The organism is Acetobacterium sp. (assembly GCF_039830195.1).
Taxonomy (GTDB): Bacteria; Bacillota; Clostridia; order Eubacteriales; family Eubacteriaceae; genus Acetobacterium.
Genome location: NZ_JBDODG010000033.1, coordinates 31,348 through 54,244 on the forward strand (window position 1 = coordinate 31,348; position 22,897 = coordinate 54,244).

Sequence of the window (22,897 nt, forward strand, 5' to 3'; positions counted from 1 at the left end):
CAGAAGTAGATTAAATATTAAGAAAAGTTGTAACATATAGAAAATTAATTGGATTTGGAAGGTGGATATAGCATTGGAAAGCACCGATAAAGTAATCAGTCTATTTAAATATATCAAGGAATTGTATGGTCAAAAGTATCAGATTGTGACAGATGTAAAAAGTCAACAATGGTATAAATTGATCAGTGATATTCCCCAAGATGATGAGTATATCAATTTGAATTTTCTGGATAGAACAAGTGATGATGAAGAAGATACAGAAGGCCAAAGCATTATTCTAGAAGTACAGAAACCCGAATTTGACAGTTGTCCAGTGATCCCGAAAACCATAGAAAATTGGGTTGTAGATGGCTGGCAGCGATTTGCGAATATGGTTGTAAAAAAGGAACACCAGGGAAAAATAATTAATGATGTTATGAAAGTGGAGCATTTTACTGATGATCCAAACAGAGTCCAGGACTATAATAAATGGTTAACGTTGCGTGAACAATGGATTCAAATACAACAGAAAATCGATAAAATACGACGGTTTTTTAATGAGCTTTATTTTGTTTATAGCGATTTGGAAAATGATTCTGAGATTATTGAGTTAATGGTTGGACAAGGGCTGCTAAGTTGTACCACAGAAAATTCGACAAGAATTAATCATCCCATTTTATTGAAAAGAGTTTCAATGGAATTTGATTCAGGTAAAAATATTTTAAGAATCGTAGATTCTAATGTTGATCCTGAAATATACACCATGCTTTTACAACGAATTGATTTTATTAATCATGCAGCCGTTAAAGCAACAAAAGAAGAATTGGCTGAAAAATTCTATCATCCCCTTGATCGAAATGATACACCTGATTTTCTGAAGAGCTTTGTTCATCGTCTCCATTCGGAAAGTAAATATACAGATGATTTGAATGATGTTCTGAATGACTATGAAAAAATCATTGTTTACAACAATCCTGTCTTTTTCATCAGAAAAAGAACTGGCGGAGTTGAGAAGGCAATCGAAGAGATCATCAGACAAATTGAAGAAACAGGTGAAGTGTCAGGTCCGTTACTGAACTTAATTGGAGAAAATGTTTCTCAGCTGACTGAAACAATGGAAACCTTAGATTTAAGTGAAAGTCTGGCCGCGATTAATGGCGAAGACAAGGATATTTTACTGTCAAAAGAAGCAAATCGTGAACAGTTGGAGATTGCTAAACAAATCGAAAACTATAATGCCGTACTCGTTCAGGGCCCTCCAGGAACCGGGAAAACACATACAATTGCTAATTTAGTGGGCCATTTTCTTGCCCAGGGTAAAAATATTTTAGTAACCAGCCACACCAAAAAAGCATTATCGGTGGTGAAAGAAAAAGTTGTCCCAGAACTTCAGAACCTTTGTGTTTCAGTATTGCAAGATAACAACAGAGACATGGAACGTTCGATAGATGGAATTACCGAATATATCTCATCCCACACTTCCCTGGAGTTGGCAGAAAATACCGAGCAACTAAAAAGAAGACGAGACCAGATTTTAAGCAATTTAGCTGATGTGAGGAAAAAATTATTTGCAATCAAATATAAGGAATATGAAAGCATCATTTTTGGGGGAAAGGGATACAGTCCTTCGGAAGCGGCTAGATTTGTTTTTGAGAATAAGGAAGCGCTTTCATATATACCAGGTAAAGTGGTTTTATATAAACCATTGCCAGTTTCAATGAGCGATTTGGAGCTCGTGTATAAAACAAATGATGAAATTACAATAAAAGAAGAAACAGAACTTGAAAATGAACTCCCAAATCCGAATAAACTTTTGTCGACTGGTGATTTTGAACGGTTAATTAAACGATATTTTGAAATTGAGAACGAATTAAATGACATAAACCGCACCCTAAAAAATGTCATAACAATTGACATGGTCACCCGTACAGCAACCATTAATGGCCAGCAACTTTGCGAAAATATCAAGCCAGAAAAAATAGAGCAACTGAAAAATTTGATCGGCAAAAATGAAAGTGCAAATTACTCGAGCTGGCAATTGCAAGCAATATTGGACGGTAAAAAAGGTGGCGGTTTCAAAAAAGTCTGGGAAAATTTATTAAATGCAATTGAGGATGCTTATAATTATGCGGGTGATATCGCAGAAATTACAATTGGGAAAAAGATAACCGGAAGTGCAAAGATCGGCGAACAAACGGTTAGTCTGCTAAAAGAAATAAAAAACCATTTGGAATTGGGAAAAAAATTATCCGGTTTTACATTGCTTATGCATAAGGACTGGAAAGAACTTTGTTCTGGCGTTATGATCAATAACCAATCGATTGAAACGGCTGATGATTGTGATGTTTTGATTTCGCTTTGTCAGCTGCAACTCAAAAGAAATTTGCTTGGCAATTTATGGACTGAATTAATTGCCAAAAATGATGGTGTCGCCTATTCAGAATTAGGCGATGAGCCGGAGCAAGTGGGAATCAGCTATATACCAAAGATCAAAGCAAGTATTGAATGGTACAAAAATACGTTTTCGGCTGTAAAACAATGCATCTTTGTAGCGGGTTTTAACAAAATGCTCATGAGAGAGGACGAAATTCATGGGTTGCCAATCGATGAAATAAGTTTTCTGATCAATGAGATTTATACAATATTTCCTAAGTATGTTAAAATTGCTGAATTGCTTTATATTGAGTTAACCAATCTCCACAAAAAGTTGGAAGATTGCATTCAAATATTGAACGACAAAGATGTCACGAATTCGTTTGTTTGTAAAGAGCTGCGAGAAGCAATCAAAGAAAAAAATAGTGAAGCGTATAAAAAACAGTATGAATTATTGAGTACGCTTTATACAAAATATTATTATCTTTCCGAACGCTTTAGAATTTTAAATGAAATTGAGCAAGGTGCGCCAGAGTGGGCAAATCTGATCAGAAACCGAGTGGGGATACATGGACAGGGAACCTTGCCGAAGAACCTTGAAGAGGCATGGAAGTGGAAACAATTTGCCGGGATTATTGACGAAATAACAGCGCAACCCTTTGAAGCGTTACAACGGAAATTAGTGGGGCTTAATGCAGAGTTGCGGACGGCCACTTCCAAGCTTGCAGAAAACTCCGCCTGGTATCATTTGTTGAACCGTATCGAAGGTGATATCAGTAAAAAACAGGCGCTTCAAGGCTGGAAAATGACAGAAAAGAAAATTGGAAAAGGGACAGGTAAAAGAGCTCCAGCACTGCGAAGAGAAGCACAGAAGTTAATGGTAAAATGCCAAACGGCGGTGCCGGCATGGATTATGCCGGTTAATAAGGCGCTGGAGACCTTGGATCCAACAAAAAACAAATTTGATATTGTAATTATTGATGAAGCAAGCCAATCAGATATCTCCGCTTTGGCAATTATGTACTTAGCAAAGAAAATAATCATTGTGGGAGATGATGAGCAGGTCAGTCCCTCAGCGGTTGGCCTTGATCAGGACAAAATGATTAATTTGGCTAAAATGACAATCAAGGGGATTATTCCGAATGCCCATCTTTATGACATGAACTCATCTCTTTATGATATTGCCAAAACAACGTTCCCCACCCTGATGTTAAAAGAACATTTCAGATGCGTGCCGAGTATCATTGGTTACAGCAATCGCCTTTCCTATGATTATAAAATCAAACCATTAAGAGATGACAGTCAGGTCCTGATTAAACCAGCTACCATAGCATATCGGGTAAATGGTGAACGACAGAGCAGGAAGAAAACAAATGATGTGGAAGCACAAACAATTGTGGCGTTGATGATGGCTTGTATGGAACATAAAGAATATGAAAACATGACTTTCGGAGTGATTACACTGCTAGGTGATGAACAGGCAAAAAAAATCAATAAACTCGCCATTGAAAATATTATGCCGGATGAATATGATAAACGGCGTATTTTATGTGGAAATGCTTCGAATTTTCAGGGCGATGAGCGTGATATTATTTTCCTGACTTTAGTTGACAGCAACGAAGGCGACGGCCCGTTAAGAATGGCCGGTGAAGGTATCGGTAAGTCGACTAAGCAACGTTATAATGTTGCAGTAAGCCGTGCGAAAGATCAGATATGGGTGGTGCATTCATTGGATGTTTCTAAAGATTTAAAATCAGGTGATATGCGCAGAGATTTAATTGAATATGTAACGGATCCAAATGCCTTTCAGGAGCAGTTAAAGAAAATAAAAGCAAAGGCCGATTCGCCTTTTGAAGTTTCCGTTTCAAAGGCCTTGGTCAAAAACGGCTATAAAATTGTTCAGCAATGGCCAGTAGGTTCGTATCGTATTGATATGGTTGCGGTTTGTCAGGATAAGAAAATTGCCATTGAGTGTGATGGGGAATTGTATCATAGTGGTGATGAAAAAATCCGTGAAGATATGGAGCGGCAGGCTGTGTTAGAAAGACTGGGATGGCGTTTTATTCGGATCAGGGGAAGTGAGTATTATGGTGAACCAGAGGAAACGATGCGTCGGGTTATGCGTGAACTAACTGAATATGAAATTGAACCCGAGGAAAGTCTAAGAATTGATGAGACGAGTGGCAGCGAGTTACAGCAGAGCGTTATTGCAGCGGCTGGAAGAATACTTCTGGAATGGGAAAAAGAAAAACTTGTTGACTGTGAAATGGAAAATGCACAAAATTTTGATAGACCCTACTTATCTGAATGGCATGAAATTGCTAATGAAAATGTTGTAAGCGGATTATTACATTAAAAATATGAAAGAAGGTAAAATTATGGACGAATTAGTTAGTATAATGCAGGATGTGCTATCAGAATTGCAAGGGATTAACTTGAAATTAGATGGTATCATGGGATATGGTTCAGATAATTCAATTACCGATATATGTGATAAATTGGATGATGTTCTTGGATATAGTGTAGATAACTCGATTTCTGATATATGCAGCAAATTAGAAGATATAAGTAGCTCGGGCATATATAGTTTATCAGATGTGTGTGACAAAATAAACGACTTAGAGGCAACTATCACGTTAGGTAGTAATTATTAATTTTCGATTCGTTAATAGTTTATTGTACGCGTTTTCAGTACACAACTCAAAAATTATTTTTGGACTGCGACTACAATCGATAAAGAGACTGTTTTGAGTTATAGATCAATAATATTGAAAGGGAGCATATGTTAAAGATTGAATTTTTATTTGAATTATTGAATAGCTTGTATTTAAATTAATGAGTGAAGAGATTAAAAAAATGTTATTAATCTTTGCGATATTAGTAGGATTAATAGTATTTTGTGAGCGACCAGAAATAGTAGCTTCACTTTTCGATTTATTATTCTGTAAAGATGGGGTGTTTGACAATGGTGTATTTTGGACAGCGCTTTCAGGAATAGCAACTTTTATGGTTGGAGTTGTAGCAATTTGGCAAACAAAAGTATTGAGAAAAAAAGATTTATTAGTTCAGAATAGTCTGATTCTTGTGAAAAAAGACAATGAAAAAATTGATTACACTTCGATATATCAACCAGCAAAAACCCTTGGTGAATTCCATTTCCATGGGCCAGATAAAAACACCTACTGCATTTATAGGAAAAATACAATTGATACAAGGTTAATATTAAACCTTACATTCAATACCTACAATAATAATTTCCCGGATCTATTCAAAATAAAACATCTGGAAATTAAAGAAGGCTATAATGGGGTTAATATTTTAAGTGATGATTTAATATTTCAAAAAGAAAGTGTGATAACGGAAATTCAAGATTATGACAAATTTTCGTGCAGAATCATTATTGTTGATGAAAACTTAAAAAAACTTTACAACAAGGAATTAATCATAAGTGCAAAAATTGTCTTTTGTAAAAATGTTGAATCGTTTTATGTTATTTCGGAATTTACATATATTTTTAAATTCAAAATAAATAGAATTGAAGATTTCAGATGGAAATCAAAAATTAATGATCTGATTTTAACCAAAACTAATGAGAGTATTACTAAAAAGATGTTCGAAATTTGATTTCTGAATGTTTTAGGGATGGAAGTTTATCAAGAAACAGCTTTCTTGCTATGACGTGAATAGCCATATATAATGCCAGTATCAACTGGCATGGAGGTGAACAAAAAGCAGCCCAAGTCATTGGTTCACGTGTCTTTTCGGCTAATTTACTTCACCTAACAAGATCATTTCATAATCAACCGGGCAACCAAGAAAATCGAGATCCAGATAAATATGGTATTTGTCGATTAAATTCAAAAAAGAATCAACCAGGGCTTTCTTATCCTCATTTTGGGTCAGCCGACGAATGATGACAATCAGATAGGCAAGAAAAGAATCGCTTTTTAAATCCGGGTATTTTTTAAGCGTAGCGATCCCCAGTTTTGGTGGAGGATTGTAGACCGAATTATAGAGACGGGCACCATGGGCGCATTTGTTCCGGAGATTAGATAAACAATGCAAATGATTGGATAAAATATCATGCCGTGTCGATAAAGAAGTGGCAATGGTTTCTTTGTCACTGATATACATCGCATGATACAGTTTTGATAGGTTGGAAAAGGACATGATCTCGACGCAGACCCATAAAGGCATTTTATTTTCGTACTTCTCACGGTGATGTTTGACGATTAACGAATCCTTATTGTAATTTTCTTCACGCTCGAGACTTTTGATGATTTTTTTGTGGCTGGCTTTATTAAAAAAATTCCGGTTTTCATAATGACCATCATGGGGTGGCAACTGACATTTGTTTAAGGAAAAGCCATAGGCGATGCGGGTGCGACAGAGGATTTCGATTTTTTCAAGATAAGGTTTTAAGAGGTTCCGCAATTCAGTGTCAAACAAATACAGACTGTGGATTTTATCAAAGCTGGTGCCGGACTGATAGCGGCTTTTTTGGGGGTCGATTCTAAATTGAAGGGCATAACCGGATAGGCGATAGTAATTTGCTTCGCTTAAAATCGACATAGCAGTTTCATGATCGGGAATTTCAACGCCGTTTTTCTTTAACCGTTCAATTTGATCTACATAACTTAAGGGTGGTTTTAATCCCATTCGATTTCCTCCAAATAAAAAGGGCCAGCATAAACGCCGGCCCTGGTCCCCGACAGGACGTAAAACGTCTCGGGCAACTCTGTTAATATCATTATACCATCAAAATTAGAATAATCAAGGTTTGGGACTGAAATAATTCAGTCTTTTATATTTGCCCTCTTCCCCCGCCGCCGGCTTCATTCTTCATGCCGGAGGCTCCCTGTGCGACAATGGCCACCATTACTGCGTCGTCTGCGTGCGGGCTGCGCTACCGCTCCACCCGAACTACTGATAGGTTCCGTTTTCCGCCTTCGACCTGGCCTGCCGGCCAGAGCGAGCGGCTTGCCATTACGTTGGGGATCCGCCTGAAGGAACAGTGCCCGACACCAACTTATAAACTTATTGGACTAAGTCAGCCAGGAGCAGAATCCAGCAGTCCTTCATCCCGGAGGCCATCACAGCCGCCGGTTTAGGCGTTTCATTTGGCCAATTCCTCAAAGGAAGCCTGATGTTTTTTAAAAAATCGTTTGGCAATGGCATCAACTGCGTCATTATCAATCACTTCTTCTTCCTGAAACTGGCTGAACTCAATCAGGTCATAGCGGGGGGATTGTTTTTTAAAAGGATAGCAGTGCAATTTTCATCCACAAGTCGGGCAACCTTGGGAAAATTCTGGTTAGCTTCGGTGATGGAAACCAACTAAAAAGAGTACACATAGGAGACGACGAAATGTCAAATCCAATACAATCGTCGAACAGGACAAGCACCAAGTAAAGCACCAAGTCGATTTAACAGGCGCACAGATAGACGTTTTGAAATCGCTTCAAGACAAAACGTTGTCGCGAAAAGAAAAATCGGAATGAACGGCGACTCCCGCTCGTTTAAACGACACATCGAACCGCTCATAGTGGCAGACCTCATTGAGATGACTGTCCCAGATAAACCGAACAGTCGCTTGCAAAAGTACAGGCTAACGGATAGTGGTAAATCAGCCATCACAGAAAATTAGAAAGCTTGTTTAAAACATAAAAAACCAGACTGTAATAGTCTGGTTTTTTTAATAATTTTTATATTACATGTGTCATACAACTAAAACCAATCTCAATCGAACTCGCTTAAAATCGCATGATATCGCTAACAAATAAGTCTAGCCTACTTACTTGCTTCCTCAATCGCCACCGCAACAGAAACGGTTGCGCCAACCATCGGGTTATTACCCATTCCGATCAGTCCCATCATTTCAACATGGGCGGGAACAGATGAAGAACCGGCAAATTGAGCGTCGGAGTGCATTCGGCCCATGGTGTCGGTCATCCCGTAGGAAGCTGGGCCTGAGCCCATATTGTCAGGATGAAGGGTTCGGCCGGTACCGCCGCCGGAGGCAACGGAGAAATATTTCTTGCCTTGTTCCAGGGCTTCCTTTTTATAGGTGCCGGCAACAGGGTGTTGGAAACGGGTCGGGTTGGTGGAGTTTCCGGTGATGGAAACATGAACCCCTTCGTGATGCATGATGGCAACGCCTTCTTGCACATCATTCGATCCGTAACAGTTAACCGCAGCGCGTTCGCCATCGGAATAAGGTGTTTTTGAAACGATGTTAAGCTCGCCGGTGGCAAAATCATAATCGGTTTTGACATAGGTAAAGCCATTGACTCGAGAAATAATCAGCGCGGCGTCTTTTCCCAAACCGTTTAAGATAACCCGTAAAGGTTTGACTCGAACCTTGTTGGCTGAGCGGGCGATGCCGATGGCACCTTCAGCAGCAGCAAAGGATTCGTGGCCGGCCAGGAAGGCGAAACATTCGGTGTCTTCTCTTAAGAGCATGGCGCCGAGGTTACCGTGACCTAAACCAACCTTACGTTGTTCGGCAACCGAACCGGGAATACAGAAAGCCTGTAAGCCTTCGCCGATCACTTCGGATGCATCGGCAGCATTGGTAATGCCGCGTTTAATGGCCAGGGCAGCACCTAAGGTGTAAGCCCAGCAGGCGTTTTCAAAACAGATGGGCTGAATGCTTTTAACAATGCCAGCCACATCAATGCCTTTTTCATCACAGATAGCTTTTGCTTCTTCTAAAGAGGCAATGCCGTTGGCAGCTAAAACTTCTTCAATTTTAGCGATTCTTCTTTCATAACTTTCAAATAATGCCATGTGATCTCCTCCTATTCTTTTCTTGGATCGATGTATTTGACTGCATCGTCGAATTGTCCGTATTTACCAGAAGCTTTTTCCAAAGCAGCTGCTGGCTCAACGCCGTTATTGATACTTTCCATCATTTTTCCAAGATGAACGAAGGAGTAACCAACAATCTCGTCGTTTTTGTTTAACGCCAATTTCTGGATATAACCTTCGGCAATTTCAAGGTAGCGAGGTCCTTTGGCAAGGGTACCATAGGTAGTCCCAACCTGGCTTCGTAAACCTTTGCCCAAATCTTCAAGTCCGGCGCCAATTGGCAGTCCGCCCTCAGAGAAAGCCGTTTGGGTACGGCCATATACGATTTGTAAAAACAATTCCCGCATTGCGGTGTTAATTGCATCACAAACTAAATCCGTGTTAAGTGCTTCTAAGATCGTTTTTCCTGGCATAATTTCAGAGGCCATCGAAGCTGAATGAGTCATTCCCGAACAGCCGATGGTTTCAATCAGACATTCCTCGATGATGCCATCCTTTACATTAAGGGTCAATTTACAGGCGCCTTGTTGTGGGGCACACCAGCCAATACCATGAGTTAAACCGCAGATATCGGTTACATCTTTTGCCTGAACCCATTTTCCCTCCTCTGGGATTGGGGCACAACCGTGGTTTGCATTATTACCAACGGTACACATTCTTTTAATTTCGTGAGAATATTCCATTCATTAATCTCCCTTCAAAAAATTACTCCTTTAATTATAAACTTTAAATTTCAAAATAAACAGGTAATATTTTGTCATTTTAAAGAAACGGAGAAAAATACCCGAATTGGACAAAAAGTTTAATTGATGAAATGGAGAAATCGATGTAGAATAGGGCAAGAACCTAAAATAGGTGAATTTTATCTTTGGTTCGGGAACTTATCTTAAAAATTAATTAAACATATTGATACATATTTGGTCGATTAATCCGCGGATTGATTGAGAAGGGATGTAAACGAATGGAATTGAAAAACAAACTTAGCCTGGGAGCAAAACGAGTGGAGTACTTAATGGAAGAGTATTTCAATCGTGAAAAAACACTGGGCTTTTGTAAGGCATGTCCAAATTTTTCTAAGTATTGGTCTTGTCCTCCTTACATATTTGATGAAGCAATCTTTTTAAAACAGTTTAAATATATGCATATTATCGGCAGACAGATGGAGGTCCCCCGGGAAGATCTGCGGAATGTTCGCGATCCCGAGGCGGTTAAAAACTATTGTACCGATAAGCTCCAGGCGATCAAGGTGATGACCTGGAAAACGCTGCTGGAAATTGAAAATGAGGTGGATGGGGTGATCGGCCTGATCCCCGGCAATTGTCCGATTTGTGAAACCCAGGGAATGGAATGTGCCCGAAAAATAAATCAACCCTGCCGTAACCCCAAACTGATGCGCTTTTCATTGGAGTCGTTAGGCTTTAATGTGGCAGATCTGCTAAAATACGAGGTCGGGATGACGATCAAATGGGGCGACACCTACCGCCTGCCGGAGGTGCTGACGTCGGTGTCGGCGATCCTCTGCAATGAAGAAATTCCCAAGGAGATCCTGAAGAAATATTTCCCGGATAAAAAGAAAAGCTGGGAAAAGAAGGATCAGCGAAATCCCGAGACGGAATTTCATACCTCGGAAACCATCAAACCGGAAGAAACCATTCACGGTGGCAGTGCCGCGGTACTGGCCAAGGCCAAAATCATCGATGATGAGATCCCACCTTATCGACCGCAGAAAAGCTGGGTTGGCTACAAGGCGGAAAAAAATCCTGAAGATGATGCCATGAAAAAGGGCTACACCGTCACGATTCAAGGTGAAGAAGAGCTGATTCCGGAAAAAACAGCGGAAGAAATGGAAGCTGAAAAAATCTATGATGAAGATGCCGCCCCGGAGGTCAAAGCGGAAGAAGCGGCCGTGGCAGCGGTTGTCGAAGTAGCGCCCCCTGAGCCGGAAATGGTTGAAGAAGAGGATGATAGCAAGTATCAATGGCTGGGCTTTAAAGCGTCGCTGGATGACGACGAAATTGTCAAACGGCCGATCCCTAAAATGACCGAACTGATTCTGGATGGTGAAGAAGTGCCGGCGGATGAGGATACTCAGGAAGCGGCCGAAGTTGCTCCGGAAGTTGTTCCAGCCGAAGATTGCACCCCGTATTATGACAAAACCGATGGGGAAAAGGCAGCGGATAACGCAGCGGCAGAAGAACCGGCGGTCAGTTCGGCAGCAGTTGCAGAAGCGGTTGCGGAAGTTGTTGCCGAGCCAGTTGAAGACCCAGTTGAGGAAGAAGACGACTCCAAATATCAGTGGCTGGGCTTTAAGGCGCCGCTGGACGACGATGAACCGATCGTCAAAAAATCCACCCTGGCCAGCCTGGTTATTCCCGAATAAAATAAAATTGATGATCTAGATTGTGTTTGGGATGGGTGTATCGTCCCGGGCACAATCTAATTTGCGCTATGGCAGTCATCACCAGTTTTGATAAATAGACAATAATAAAACAATTTGAAGGAGAGAAATCATGTATTATTCAGCAGATATTGGCGTTATTGGCGGTTCAGGTCTCTATGAATTAAGTGCGGACGTAAAGAAAATTGAAGTGGATACCCCCTATGGCAAGCCCTCGGATGATATCAGTCTGGTCAAGGTGGGCGAAAAAACCGTGGCATTTCTGCCGCGACACGGCAAAGAACATACCTTGAATCCTTCCGAAATTAATTACCGGGCCAATATTTTTGCGATGAAAAGCCTGGGTGTCAAAGCGATTATTTCACCCTGTTGCGTCGGCAGTCTGAAATTTGACATGAAACCCGGGGATTTTGTAGTCACCGATCAGTTTATCAATATGACCTCTGGCCGTAAAGATACGTTTTTTGAAAAACCCAAGGTCAATCATATCAGCTCGGCCCATCCCTATGACCATAAGCTGCGTGTCATGGCCATGGAAGCCGCGAAAGAATGTGGCATTACAGCTCATTTCGGCGGCACCGTGATTGTTATCAACGGCCCCCGTTTTTCGACCGTGGCCGAAAGCCGGATGTTTGCGATGATGGGTGCCGATGTGGTTAATATGACCCAGTATCCCGAAGGTTATCTGTGTCTGGAACAGGAAATCCCGGTGGTGAACATTGCCCTGATCACTGATTATGATTCCGGCCTGGAAGGCCATCCCGATATTAAACCGGTCACCAATGAGGATGTTATCCGGGTATTAAATGAAAATACTGAAAAAGTTAAAGCGCTGATCTTTAAGCTCATCGATAAATTAGAGGTGTAGGCTTGAAACCCGTTTATTTAGAAGATGGGGAGCTGAAGCTGATTGATCAGACCAAGCTGCCCACCGAGTTTATTGTCCATGCTTATACCGATTATCGGAAAATTGCTAAAGCCATTGTCGATATGATCGTTCGCGGCGCACCGGCCATCGGGGTAACCGCTGGCTACGGTGTTTATTTTGGTGCGTTGGAATATCAAAATGAGCCAAAAGACGTTTTTTATGATAAAATGAAAGAAGTTTGCGAATTACTGGCGTCTACCCGTCCCACCGCCGTGAATTTATTCTGGGCGATTAAGCGGATGGAAGATGTGATGGCGGCCAATGCCGATAAACAACCGGTGGAGTTGGTTGCGATATTAAAGGATGAAGCTCAGGCCATCTGTGCCGAAGACATTCAGATGTGTCGGGATATGGGCAAACATGGTGCCGAGCTGATCCATCAGAACGATACCATTTTGACCCACTGCAACGCCGGCGCCCTGGCCACGGCTGATTACGGCACCGCCCTGGGCGTGATCCGGGCGGCCCACGAAGCAGGCAAAAATATTTCTGTCTATGCTGACGAAACCCGGCCTTTTTTACAGGGCGCCCGGCTGACGGCTTACGAGCTTCACGCCGACGGCATCCCGGTCACCCTGATCACTGACAACATGGCCGGCTGGATGATGAAGCTGGGTAAAATTGACGGCGTTATTGTCGGCGCCGATCGGATTGCGGCGAATGGCGATGTGGCCAATAAAATCGGGACCTATTCGGTGTCGGTACTGGCCAAGGCCCATGGCATTCCGATGTATGTGGCAGCACCGACCTCAACGATAGATTTTACCATGAAATCTGGCGATGAGATTGTCATCGAACAGCGGGACTGCCGCGAGATCAGTCATATCTGCGGCATTCAGGTGGCACCGGACGGGGTCGCCATGGAAAATCCGGCCTTTGATGTCACCCCCCACCAGAATGTGACGGCGATTATCACTGAAAAGGGTGTGGTTTATCCGCCCTATGACATTAATATACCTAAGCTTAAAGAATTCCCAAGCTGAAAGAATAAAAATAAAGCTAAAGGATGAATCATGAAAGTAAATATATTATTTCCCGTTCTCGATGAAGAACGGCGTCTGGAAAAGGGGATTTTAAAAACCCTGGTTTTCCTCAAAAAAAACAAGCTGTTTGATTATCAGCTGACCATCATCGATAACGGCTCCACCGATGCCACCGAGGCGATCAGCCGCCGGCTGTGCGAAAAGTATCCCGAGGTCCATTATCTGAAGACCCCACATCGGGGCGTAGGGGTGGCCCTGCGAACCGGTGCGGCGGACAACAGCTGTGAAGTGATTGGCTATATGGACATTGACCTTTCCACCAATATTGAGCATCTCAGACAGGTTAAGGATATTTTTGAAAACCAGCCGGAGATAAAAATTATCAAGGGCTCCCGGCTGATGAAAAATTCCACCGTGATGGGACGCAAGCCTTCTAGAGAATTTACCTCCCGGGGACTTAATGGCCTCTTGCATGTGGTGTTTAAAAATCAGTTTACCGATGCCCTCTGCGGCTTTGATTTTTATCGTAAAGAGACCTTTGATCAGTTGATTGCTGCTTCCAGCCAGGACAATGGCTGGTTTTATTGCGTTGAGCTGCTGCTGCGCGCCGAGCGCCTGGGCCTTGAAGTGCATGATATTCCGGTGATCTGGGAAGATGATTATGATACTAAGGTAAAGGTTGTTAAAACTGTGGTATCCTATCTCAAGCAGATTAAATTTTTAAAGTCAGAATTTATCAGAGAAGATCGTCAAAAGACTAAATCCTGACAGCAGAGGAGACAAGATGAAGGTACCAGCAAATAATTTACTACGACATTATCAAGAACATCAGCAAGAATATGAAAACAAAGCATTGGAAATTTTAAGAAGCGGCAACTATGTTCTCGGGAATGAAGTGGACCGCTTTGAAAAAGATTTTGCCAACTATATCGGCACCAATTACTGCGTCGGCCTGGGAAACTGTTTAGATGCCCTGTGGCTTTCTTTTCGTGTTTTGGGCATTGGCGCCGGCGACGAGGTCATTGTTCAGGCCAACACCTATATTGCCAGCGTGATGGGCATAACGATTAACGATGCCACCCCGGTTTTTGTCGAGCCGGACGCTTTCCATAGTATCGATGCGGATAAAATTGAAGCGATGATTACCGCCAAGACCAAAGCGATTCTGGTGGTCCACCTTTACGGTACCAGCTGCGAAATGGATAAGATTGTGGCGATTGCTAAAAAGCATAACCTTTATCTGGTGGAAGATTGCGCCCAAAGCCATGGCGCCACCTATCAGGGTCAGATGACCGGTTCGTTTGGCGATATCGGCTGTTTCAGCTTTTATCCGTCCAAAAATCTCGGCGCTTTCGGCGATGGCGGGGCCATTACCACCAACAGCCCCGAACTGGATCAGGCCTTTCGGATGTATCGTTTTTACGGCAGTGAGAAGCGCTATTATAATAAGGTGGTCGGCACCAATTCCCGGTTGGACGAGCTCCAGGCCGGGCTGCTTAACGTCAAGCTTCGTTATCTGGATCAGCTTAATGCTGACCGCAACCGCGTTTGCACAGCCTATCTCAACAAGATGAATAACCCGGTGATTGCGTTGCCTAAACTGCGGGACCAGGCCACCACGGTCTGGCATCAGTTTGTCGTTACCACCCCCTATCGGGATGAGCTGAAGGATTATCTGGAAACCGCGGGGATCGGCAGCATCATTCATTATCCGATTCCACCCCATTTGTCAGAAGCCTATGCCTATCTGAACATTGGCCGGGGCAGTCTGCCAATTACCGAAAAACTGGCGGATCAGGTTCTTTCGCTGCCATTGTTCTATGGGATGACTGATACCGAAATTGATGCCGTCGTAACCGCTATCAATGCCTTTGTGCCCAGGTTGCTGGAGTCATAAGATGACTGAGAATAGAAACGATTCGCACAAAAACAATTCAAATAAAAACAAATCCAACAAAAACACCTGGGACAAAATCATTATCGGCGCCGGTCTTTACGGCCTTTATGCGGCCAAGACCTGCGGCGAGCGGGGTGAGCGGGTACTGGTGCTGGAATGGGAAAAATCACCGTTTCAGCGGGCCACCTATATCAACCAGGCCCGGGTCCACATGGGGTACCACTACCCCCGGTCCTATGCCACGGCAATCAAATCGGCTCATTATTTCAATCGTTTTATCAAGGATTATGATTTCTGCATCCACAGTGAATTTGACCAGGTTTATGCCACCAGCGACAGTTTCAGCTGGACCAACCGGGAACAGTTTACCCAGTTTTGTCAGGCGGCGGAAATTCCCTGTGAAGAATTATTTCCTGAGAAGTATTTTAAAAAGGGACTCTGTGACGGCGCCTACCTGACCAAAGAATACACCTATGACGCCGGGATATTGGGGCAGTATTTTATCGATGCGCTGGAAAAGATGACTAATGTTGAAATCAAATATGGGGTTCGACTTCAAACCATTGATAAGGGCAGTGATGTCTATGCCCTGACCCTGGCAAGTGGCGCAGTCGCAGAAACCGGTTTTCTGTTGAATGCCACCTACGGATCAACCAATCAGATCCTCGATCTGGCCGGTTTTGAGCCGTTTAAGATTAAGTATGAACTGTGTGAAATCATTCTCTGTCAGCCGCAAAACAAGCTGCCCGAGGTGGGTATCACGGTGATGGACGGCCCCTTTTTTTCGGTGATGCCCTTTGGTAAAACCGGGTATCATTCCCTGACTTCGGTGACCTTTACGCCCCATGTGTCGTCCTTTGACAGCTTGCCCCAATTTAACTGTCAGGAAAAAAGCCGGGGCTATTGCAGTCCCCAGCAACTGGGAAACTGTAATGATTGCATTGCCAAACCGCAATCCGCCTGGCCCTATATGTCCAATATGGCCGAGAAATATCTAAAGGAAGATTATGGCTTTAGCTATGCCGGCTCGCTCTATTCGATGAAGCCGATCTTAAAGGCTTCCGAGGTGGACGACTCGCGGCCCACGGTGGTCCGCAAGGTCAGCGAAAAACCGACCTTTGTCTCGGTATTGTCGGGGAAAATAAATACGGTTTACGATTTGGATGAGGTATTGAAAAATGACTAGACAGCAAGAAAATAAAGGGGTTGCGCCGGATAAAGAAAAGAACTTTGTCTCGGCAGTGATCTATATTTATAATGATGAAGAACGGATCCGGGATTTTCTGGGAAAGATTAACGGGGTTTTAAACGCCAATTTTGAAAACTATCAGATTATCTGCGTCAATGACGCCTCAGATGATAACAGTCTGGCGGTCATCCGGGAGATTGGTAAAAGCATTGCCGGGACGGTCATCAACGTCGTCAATATGAGCTTTTGCCAGGGTGTCGAGCTGGCCATGAATGCTGGCATTGATCTGTCCATCGGCGATTTTGTTTTTGAATTTGACAATATGGTCATGGATTATGAGGCTGAGCTGATGATGGACGTCTATCACCACAGCCTGACCGGTTTTGATATTGTCAATGCTGCCCCGAAAAAATGCGGGCGCAAGACTTCCCGGCTTTTTTACACGGTCTTCAACCGTTACTCCCACAGCCCCCATCCACTGCGGACGGAAAACTTCCGGGTGTTGTCACGGCGGGCGATTAATCGGGTTCATTCGATGAGCAAGACGATCCCTTACCGCAAGGCGGTTTATGCCAACTGCGGCTTGAAGATCGACACTATTGAGTACGATAATGATAGCTCCTGCACCAAGGACTACGACAAGGAAACCCGCCATCAGCGCAAAGAAATGGCCGCTGATTCGCTGATCCTGTTCACCAACGTGGCCTATAAGATGACCCTGTTGGCGGCGGTCTTTATGATGGTGGCCACCTTTGGCATCGGCATCTATACCCTGGTCAGCTATGTTACCGAAGAAGTGGTGTCCGGCTATACCTCGATGATGCTGGTGATTGTCTTTGGCTTCTTCGGCGTCTTTGTGATTCTGGCCGTCATTATCAAATACTTATCAATGCTGATGGAACTGGTCTTCAGCAAACAGAAGTACACCATCGAGTCGGTGGAAACGATCAGCGAGTAGCCTGCTTCCCGGGAATTTCGACTTCGGCATTGGGATCAAAGGGATTGGTCCGGATCGAAAAGGAGTACAGGAAGGGATAGGACTTGCGCAGATGGTTCATATACAGCAGCCATTCCACCAGCAGCAGTTTATAGGCCCGCTCAATGTCGGTCATCAGGTGGCGGTAGTCATTGTCATTGAGTTCCAGCAGATTCTTGCGGCTGGACAGTTCCTGCTCCGCATGGGAAAGTGACATGATCAGGTCGGTGAAGGTTTCATGTTCAACCAAAAACGGATTTTCCAGCAGTTTTAGGAAAAGATCCCGGTGAGATGTGAGGAAGTCGCGGAGACTGATCAGACAGGGCCCGCTAAAATTTAGATGATGGTTGATCGCTTTCAGATTTTTTAGGGCGTTTTTATAATCTCTGGTATCCCATTGGGGTTTAATTAACAGGGATTCCTGAAAATCAGATAAATTGTCATCTTCCCGGGAAAAGAACTGCATCAGTTCGACGCCGGCTTCGGAAAAGTAAACACTGAGGACCATATTGATTTTCTTCAAACGTTCCTTTTTATCTTTATCTTCGATGGCTTTGTGGAAAATTACCGAAACCAGCAGCACTTCAATTGGTAAAAAAGCAATGTCGCCAAGGAGATAGAGAAAGATATGATGGGAATCTTTAAAGATTAAAAAATGTGCATAATAAAGAATGGCGGATAGAGTAATAAAACCGATGCCGATCAGGATGCCCTTGGAATATTTTTTCATAGATTATCTCCAATTTTGTATGTTTGATTTTGATTGTATTATAACGCAGTTTAAAAAAGTTGACCAGCGTTTCAATTGTGGTCGTGGGGTAAATATAAGCAATAAAATTTTGTTTGGTAAAATTTATTTTAGAATGAGAGATCGTTATGAACTATAGTATGTTTTCCTGGTTTGGTTATTTTATGAATTTTGAGGATCGGATTAAAGTCATTGCCGATGCCGGTTTTGAAGAAGCGATGATTTCCTGGGAGGATGAGTTTGAACCCTGGGCCTTAAAGAAAGAGGAATTCCCGGAGCTGGTCAGAAAAAACGGGTTGGAGATCACCAATATTCATGCCCCCTTTATCGGTTATAGTGATATCTGGACAGCCTCGCGGATGGAGATTCAGCCCAAGCTGCAGATGTTCAAAGATTATTTAAAAGACTGCCAGGCTTTTGAGATTCCGGCGATGGTGATGCATACCAATGATCTTGATGAATTTCAGCCGGATCTTGATAAGGGGCGCGCTTTTTTCTCGGAGCTGGCGGATGCCGCTGAAAAATACGATGTTGATCTGGCGGTGGAAAACGTCTCCCGGCAGCATCTGCTTAGTTATCTGTTGGAGCAGATTGATGCCCCCCGGTTTGGGATGTGTTATGACAGCTCCCACGATTTTCTGGAAGAGCAGAACTGCGGCCGGATTTTAAAAACACACAAGCACCGGATCAAGGCCCTGCACCTTTCTGACAATGACTTTCAGGCCGACCGTCATTGGATCCCCGGCGAAGGTGAGATCCCACTGGATGAAGTGATGGCCGAAATTCTGACAGTCCCAACCATTACAACCATTTCCTATGAGGTGCTGGCTAACGAAGCCTGGCAGGAAAAAGAGCCTCGGGATTTTGCCCGGGCAGTGCTTCACAGTCTGGCAGTAAACGATGGAAAACCACGGCAAAAATAATCAATTGAAAAGTTGCCGATTCTATGATACACTTCCACTAATATAATAGAAAATTGATGAGGAAAGGGGTGGAAGACCCCTACAGCCCCCGCTACTGTAATTGCCAACGCGGTTCTTGTACCACTGTCTCAGGACGGGAAGGGAGAACCAAGGATACGCATAAGTCAGGACACTCATAATCATTGATATTCTTCGGTGGGAAGAACAGGATTAAACCTTTTGTTTAGTATCCAGCCTCCTCAGGAAGCTGGATTTATTTTTGCAAAAAATGCAAAAAAATAAAGAAAAAGAAGGAAGAAAATGAAGAAGAAAATGAAAAAGAAAAGCATGAGAAGTTTATTGGCTATTCTCGTTATTTTAGCCGTGATGCTATCCTTTAGCGGATGTCAACAAAGCAAAACGACAGCGGATGGAGCGGGCGTTGAAACAAAAAGTGGTTCGACCGCTTACCCGGTAACCGTAACCGATAATGCCGGAAACGCCGTGACTATCGAAAAGGAACCGCAGAAGATTGTCTCGCTGTCGCCGGCCACCACCGAAATTCTGTTTGCCCTGGATCAGGGCGACAAGGTGGTGGGACGGACAAAATACTGTGACTATCCCGAAGCGGCTTTGGCAGTAACCGATATTGGCAGCTTTAACTCACCGACCCTGGAAAAAATTATTGAGCTGGCTCCGGATATTGTGGTGGCCTCAGATTTTGTTTCTGATGATATCAAACAACAACTGGAAGCCACCGGCGCCAAGGTCATCACCTTTAATGCGGCCGATATCGACGGGGTGCTGGCCAATATTGTTCAGGCTGGCGAAGTGACAAATGCCAATCATAAAGCTAAAGAAATCGTCGAAAAAATGGACACCGATCGTGAAGCGTTAATCGAAAAGGCTAAAACCGCTAAAACTCAAAAATCAGTCTTTTTTGATATCGGAAAATTCTACACCGCCGGTCCCGGTTCCACCCTGGATTCGATGCTCACCGACCTGAATGCGGTCAATATTGCCGCTGACGGAGCGGAGCAGTGGCCGCAGCTTAGCACCGAAGAAATCATTGCCGACAACCCGGATGTTTATATTTCTCTGTATACCAAACCAGAGGATGTTAAGGCCACTCCAGGTTTTGACAAGATCAATGCAATTATCAATGATCAACTGGTCTACTTTGAATATCTGACCCCGGAAAGTGATATGATCCAGCGCCCCGGTCCCCGGATTATTGAAGGAATGGCCTTGATCGCGGAGAGTATTTATCCGGAAATATTTACTAAATAAATCTGTCTTATGGGGCGAAGGCTGTTCGCCCCCTGGTTTTCTTAACGAGAGACTCAGGGGGTGAACAGATAAAACGATCAACGGGAGAAATCATGAAAAACAGCGTCAAAAAATACAGCATTATCATATCCATTGCCATTTGTATCATCATCATTTACGTCTGTACCTTATTGGGAGTGGCATCGATATCTTTTTGGGATGCCAATAAAATTTTGTTGGACCAGCTCTTTCATATCGATCTGGGGATGGAGAATATCAGCGCCGGCGCCGTTGCGATTATCTGGAATGTCCGCCTGCCGCGGATTATTCTGGCTTTTATTACCGGTGGGGTGCTGGCCATCTGCGGCGCTGCCTATCAGGGCATCTTTAAAAACCCGATGGCCGATCCCTACATTTTAGGGGTCTCCTCCGGGGCGGCTCTGGGGGCGACCATTGGCATTGTGATGAATTTTTCCAGCAGTTTATTTGGGATGAATGGCACGGCTATTTTGGCCTTTGTCGGATCTTTTGCATCGATTCTGGTGGTTTATAATATTTCCCGGGTTGGTCGCAAGGTGCCGGTGGCGACACTGTTGCTCAGCGGTATCGCCATCGGCCAAACCATCAGTGCGATCATGTATCTGCTGATGATTTTCAATCAGGAAGAAATGACCCAGATTATGTTCTGGATCATGGGCAGTTTAAACGGCAAGGGCTGGGGCCAGGTGTTAACGGTGCTGCCCTATGTGATTGTCGGCGGGGTAATCATGCTGACCTCAGTCCGGGAGCTGGATATCATGCTGTTGGGCGAGGAAACGGCTACCCAGCTGGGGGTCGATACCGAGCGTTTAAAAAAGAAAATTCTGATTACCTCGTCGCTGCTAACCGCCGCCGTGGTCTCGGTTACCGGGATCATCGGCTTTGTCGGATTGGTAGTGCCCCATATTGTGCGGTTGGTAACCGGTCCGAAACACCGGGTCTTGATTCCTTTTTCATTGCTCTTTGGCGGGGCGTTTCTGATTCTGTGCGACACCCTGGCCCGCACCGTGACTGGCCAGGAGATCCCGGTGGGGATTATCACCGCCGCCTTCGGGGGACCCTTCTTTGTTTATCTCTTGAGAAAACGCAAGCAAGGGGGTGCCTGAGATGGAACGGTTAATGCCAAGAATCATGCTGGATTTTAAGGAAGTGGTATCCGGCTATGGTGAAAAAGATATCCTGCAGGGCTTTAACGCCACTATCTGCCAGGGCGAGTTTGTCGGACTGATCGGTCCCAACGGCACCGGGAAGTCAACCCTGTTAAAATGCTTATCGGGACTGTTGCCGGTGAAATCCGGGGTCATTACCCTGGAAGAAAAGGACAATACCCGCTATACCCAACGGGAACGGGCCCAAATGATTGCAGTCGTGCCCCAGTCCTTTGATATCGATTATGATTTCACCGTTGAGGACATCGTCCTGATGGGAAGAAACCCTTATCTGAGTTATCGGACCAAGGAAAGTCAGAATGACTATGCGATTGTAACCGAGGCGATGCGGGCCACCAAGACCCTCCAGTTTCGAAAACGGCTCTATAATAATCTCAGCGGCGGCGAAAAACAGCGGGTGATTATTGCCCGGGCGATTGCCCAGGAACCGGATATCATCCTCTTGGATGAACCCACCTCAGCACTGGATATCCATCACCAGATTGAAGTAATGGAGTTGATCCGCAATCTGAATTTGAAAAAATCAATGACCGTGGTAGCGGTGCTGCACGATATTAATCTGGCGGCCCGTTACTGCAACCGGCTGATTTTAATGAAAGACGGCCGGGTAGTTGTGGACGGCACCCCCAAAGATGTGATCACCGAAGCCAATCTCAAAAAAGTCTATGAGATGAAAATGTTTATTCAGGAGAATAAGCTGTTTGGAAAACCGGAGATCATTCCGCTCCGGGTGATTAAAGAATCGGAAGATTACCGTAGTCTGCGGATTCATGTCATCTGTGGCGGCAACAAGGCTTCCCAGGTGTTAGAAGAACTGGAGGCCATGGGTCATCAGGTTACTGCCGGGGTGGTCAATCAGGGCAGTGACGATTGGACCATCTGTGATGTGCTGGGCATTCCGATGATTGAAGAAAGCCCCTTTACCGCCATCAGCAGCGAAAAACAGGCCGAAAATCTGGCCGTGATGGCGGAGAGTGACGTGATTCTGATTTCCGATCTGCCTTTTGGTCACGGTAACATTGCTAACCTGATCGGTCTGGAAAAGCTGACCGGTGAGATTTATTTTCACCGGAATTGTCTGAACAATGATTTCACCGAAGGCCAGCTGGAAAAGCGGCTGGCGGCCATTAAAAAGCAAAAGAAGGTCAACGAAATTGATGATCATCAGGAATTTATCGAAATAATCAAAGCGTTGACCCTGATTGAAGAAAAATAGTTAGGCAAAGGGTTGGTATGT

19 protein-coding genes and 1 riboswitch are annotated in these 22,897 nt (G+C 43.9%); of the genes, 14 read left to right on the plus strand and 5 right to left on the minus strand.

Annotated features, from left to right (window positions below):
* Positions 1 to 73: 73 nt before the first annotated feature.
* The 3 genes from ABGU93_RS09750 (at position 74) to ABGU93_RS09760 (ending at position 5,976) form a co-directional block, all read left to right on the plus strand.
* Positions 74 to 4,708 carry an AAA domain-containing protein gene (locus ABGU93_RS09750; RefSeq protein WP_347413270.1) on the plus strand — a complete coding sequence of 1,545 codons (4,635 nt, stop codon included), beginning with the start codon at positions 74 to 76 and terminating at the stop codon, positions 4,706 to 4,708.
* 22 nt (positions 4,709 to 4,730) lie between these two features.
* Complete coding sequence (locus tag ABGU93_RS09755) at positions 4,731 to 5,006, plus strand: hypothetical protein (RefSeq protein WP_347413271.1); 276 nt, start codon at positions 4,731 to 4,733, stop codon at positions 5,004 to 5,006.
* A gap of 181 nt (positions 5,007 to 5,187) precedes the next feature.
* Positions 5,188 to 5,976: a hypothetical protein gene (locus ABGU93_RS09760; RefSeq protein WP_347413272.1), complete on the plus strand. Its 789-nt coding sequence runs from the start codon at positions 5,188 to 5,190 to the stop codon at positions 5,974 to 5,976.
* 141 nt (positions 5,977 to 6,117) lie between these two features.
* Here the strand turns inward: ABGU93_RS09760 and ABGU93_RS09765 are convergent, their stop codons facing one another.
* The 4 genes from ABGU93_RS09765 to ABGU93_RS09780 form a co-directional block, all read right to left on the minus strand.
* Positions 6,118 to 7,011, minus strand: a complete 894-nt coding sequence (locus tag ABGU93_RS09765) for an Abi family protein (protein ID WP_347413273.1) — start codon at positions 7,009 to 7,011, stop codon at positions 6,118 to 6,120.
* A gap of 457 nt (positions 7,012 to 7,468) precedes the next feature.
* Positions 7,469 to 7,627, minus strand: coding sequence for a hypothetical protein (locus ABGU93_RS09770; protein ID WP_347413274.1), 159 nt, complete (start codon positions 7,625 to 7,627; stop codon positions 7,469 to 7,471).
* Between the two features lie 515 nt (positions 7,628 to 8,142).
* Positions 8,143 to 9,141, minus strand: a complete 999-nt coding sequence (locus ABGU93_RS09775; RefSeq protein ID WP_347413275.1) for a GGGtGRT protein — start codon at positions 9,139 to 9,141, stop codon at positions 8,143 to 8,145.
* Between the two features lie 11 nt (positions 9,142 to 9,152).
* On the minus strand, positions 9,153 to 9,845 hold the full coding sequence (locus ABGU93_RS09780) for an iron-sulfur cluster assembly scaffold protein (protein ID WP_347413276.1): 693 nt from the start codon (positions 9,843 to 9,845) through the stop codon (positions 9,153 to 9,155).
* A gap of 278 nt (positions 9,846 to 10,123) precedes the next feature.
* On the opposite strand from ABGU93_RS09780, the gene ABGU93_RS09785 reads away from it, so the two are divergent.
* The 7 genes from ABGU93_RS09785 (at position 10,124) to ABGU93_RS09815 (ending at position 17,515) form a co-directional block, all read left to right on the plus strand.
* Complete coding sequence (locus tag ABGU93_RS09785) at positions 10,124 to 11,542, plus strand: DUF2284 domain-containing protein (RefSeq protein WP_347413277.1); 1,419 nt, start codon at positions 10,124 to 10,126, stop codon at positions 11,540 to 11,542.
* A gap of 130 nt (positions 11,543 to 11,672) precedes the next feature.
* Positions 11,673 to 12,428 carry an S-methyl-5'-thioadenosine phosphorylase gene (mtnP, locus tag ABGU93_RS09790; protein ID WP_347413278.1) on the plus strand — a complete coding sequence of 252 codons (756 nt, stop codon included), beginning with the start codon at positions 11,673 to 11,675 and terminating at the stop codon, positions 12,426 to 12,428.
* 2 nt (positions 12,429 to 12,430) lie between these two features.
* Positions 12,431 to 13,471, plus strand: coding sequence for an S-methyl-5-thioribose-1-phosphate isomerase (mtnA, locus tag ABGU93_RS09795; RefSeq protein WP_347413279.1), 1,041 nt, complete (start codon positions 12,431 to 12,433; stop codon positions 13,469 to 13,471).
* Positions 13,472 to 13,501: 30 nt separating this feature from the next.
* Positions 13,502 to 14,239, plus strand: a complete 738-nt coding sequence (locus ABGU93_RS09800) for a glycosyltransferase (RefSeq protein ID WP_347413280.1) — start codon at positions 13,502 to 13,504, stop codon at positions 14,237 to 14,239.
* A gap of 16 nt (positions 14,240 to 14,255) precedes the next feature.
* A complete protein-coding gene (locus tag ABGU93_RS09805; protein WP_347413281.1) occupies positions 14,256 to 15,368 on the plus strand; it encodes a DegT/DnrJ/EryC1/StrS family aminotransferase in 1,113 nt (370 codons plus the stop codon).
* Position 15,369: 1 nt separating this feature from the next.
* Positions 15,370 to 16,554: an FAD-dependent oxidoreductase gene (locus ABGU93_RS09810; protein WP_347413282.1), complete on the plus strand. Its 1,185-nt coding sequence runs from the start codon at positions 15,370 to 15,372 to the stop codon at positions 16,552 to 16,554.
* A complete protein-coding gene (locus tag ABGU93_RS09815) occupies positions 16,547 to 17,515 on the plus strand; it encodes a glycosyltransferase (RefSeq protein ID WP_347413283.1) in 969 nt (322 codons plus the stop codon). Before ABGU93_RS09810 ends, ABGU93_RS09815 begins: the two co-directional genes overlap by 8 nt.
* Here the strand turns inward: ABGU93_RS09815 and ABGU93_RS09820 are convergent.
* Positions 17,505 to 18,263 carry a hypothetical protein gene (locus tag ABGU93_RS09820; RefSeq protein ID WP_347413284.1) on the minus strand — a complete coding sequence of 253 codons (759 nt, stop codon included), beginning with the start codon at positions 18,261 to 18,263 and terminating at the stop codon, positions 17,505 to 17,507. The genes ABGU93_RS09815 and ABGU93_RS09820 overlap by 11 nt on opposite strands.
* Before the next feature lie 146 nt (positions 18,264 to 18,409).
* Here ABGU93_RS09820 and ABGU93_RS09825 point away from each other — a divergent pair, with 146 nt between their 5' ends.
* From ABGU93_RS09825 to ABGU93_RS09840, 4 genes are all read left to right on the plus strand, one after another.
* Positions 18,410 to 19,204: a sugar phosphate isomerase/epimerase gene (locus ABGU93_RS09825; RefSeq protein WP_347413285.1), complete on the plus strand. Its 795-nt coding sequence runs from the start codon at positions 18,410 to 18,412 to the stop codon at positions 19,202 to 19,204.
* A gap of 23 nt (positions 19,205 to 19,227) precedes the next feature.
* A riboswitch (cobalamin riboswitch) is annotated at positions 19,228 to 19,400 on the plus strand.
* Positions 19,401 to 19,504: 104 nt separating this feature from the next.
* Positions 19,505 to 20,473, plus strand: coding sequence for an ABC transporter substrate-binding protein (locus ABGU93_RS09830; protein ID WP_347413286.1), 969 nt, complete (start codon positions 19,505 to 19,507; stop codon positions 20,471 to 20,473).
* Positions 20,474 to 20,565: 92 nt separating this feature from the next.
* Positions 20,566 to 21,597, plus strand: coding sequence for an iron chelate uptake ABC transporter family permease subunit (locus ABGU93_RS09835; protein ID WP_347413287.1), 1,032 nt, complete (start codon positions 20,566 to 20,568; stop codon positions 21,595 to 21,597).
* A 1-nt stretch (position 21,598) separates the two neighbouring features.
* Entirely contained in the window at positions 21,599 to 22,876 is a 1,278-nt protein-coding gene (locus tag ABGU93_RS09840; protein WP_347413288.1) for a heme ABC transporter ATP-binding protein, read from the plus strand.
* Positions 22,877 to 22,897 lie beyond the last annotated feature (21 nt).

Bases quoted from the DNA above. Each gene is read 5' to 3' on its own strand.
- ABGU93_RS09755 (WP_347413271.1), top strand. From the start codon at position 4,731: ATGGACGAATTAGTTAGTATAATGCAGGATGTGCTATCAGAATTGCAA.
- ABGU93_RS09760 (WP_347413272.1), top strand. From the start codon at position 5,188: ATGAGTGAAGAGATTAAAAAAATGTTATTAATCTTTGCGATATTAGTA.
- ABGU93_RS09765 (WP_347413273.1), bottom strand. From the start codon at position 7,011: ATGGGATTAAAACCACCCTTAAGTTATGTAGATCAAATTGAACGGTTA.
- ABGU93_RS09775 (WP_347413275.1), bottom strand. From the start codon at position 9,141: ATGGCATTATTTGAAAGTTATGAAAGAAGAATCGCTAAAATTGAAGAA.
- ABGU93_RS09780 (WP_347413276.1), bottom strand. From the start codon at position 9,845: ATGGAATATTCTCACGAAATTAAAAGAATGTGTACCGTTGGTAATAAT.
- ABGU93_RS09785 (WP_347413277.1), top strand. From the start codon at position 10,124: ATGGAATTGAAAAACAAACTTAGCCTGGGAGCAAAACGAGTGGAGTAC.
- mtnP (WP_347413278.1), top strand. From the start codon at position 11,673: ATGTATTATTCAGCAGATATTGGCGTTATTGGCGGTTCAGGTCTCTAT.
- ABGU93_RS09800 (WP_347413280.1), top strand. From the start codon at position 13,502: ATGAAAGTAAATATATTATTTCCCGTTCTCGATGAAGAACGGCGTCTG.
- ABGU93_RS09805 (WP_347413281.1), top strand. From the start codon at position 14,256: ATGAAGGTACCAGCAAATAATTTACTACGACATTATCAAGAACATCAG.
- ABGU93_RS09810 (WP_347413282.1), top strand. From the start codon at position 15,370: ATGACTGAGAATAGAAACGATTCGCACAAAAACAATTCAAATAAAAAC.
- ABGU93_RS09815 (WP_347413283.1), top strand. From the start codon at position 16,547: ATGACTAGACAGCAAGAAAATAAAGGGGTTGCGCCGGATAAAGAAAAG.
- ABGU93_RS09820 (WP_347413284.1), bottom strand. From the start codon at position 18,263: ATGAAAAAATATTCCAAGGGCATCCTGATCGGCATCGGTTTTATTACT.
- ABGU93_RS09825 (WP_347413285.1), top strand. From the start codon at position 18,410: ATGAACTATAGTATGTTTTCCTGGTTTGGTTATTTTATGAATTTTGAG.
- ABGU93_RS09830 (WP_347413286.1), top strand. From the start codon at position 19,505: ATGAAGAAGAAAATGAAAAAGAAAAGCATGAGAAGTTTATTGGCTATT.
- ABGU93_RS09835 (WP_347413287.1), top strand. From the start codon at position 20,566: ATGAAAAACAGCGTCAAAAAATACAGCATTATCATATCCATTGCCATT.
- ABGU93_RS09840 (WP_347413288.1), top strand. From the start codon at position 21,599: ATGGAACGGTTAATGCCAAGAATCATGCTGGATTTTAAGGAAGTGGTA.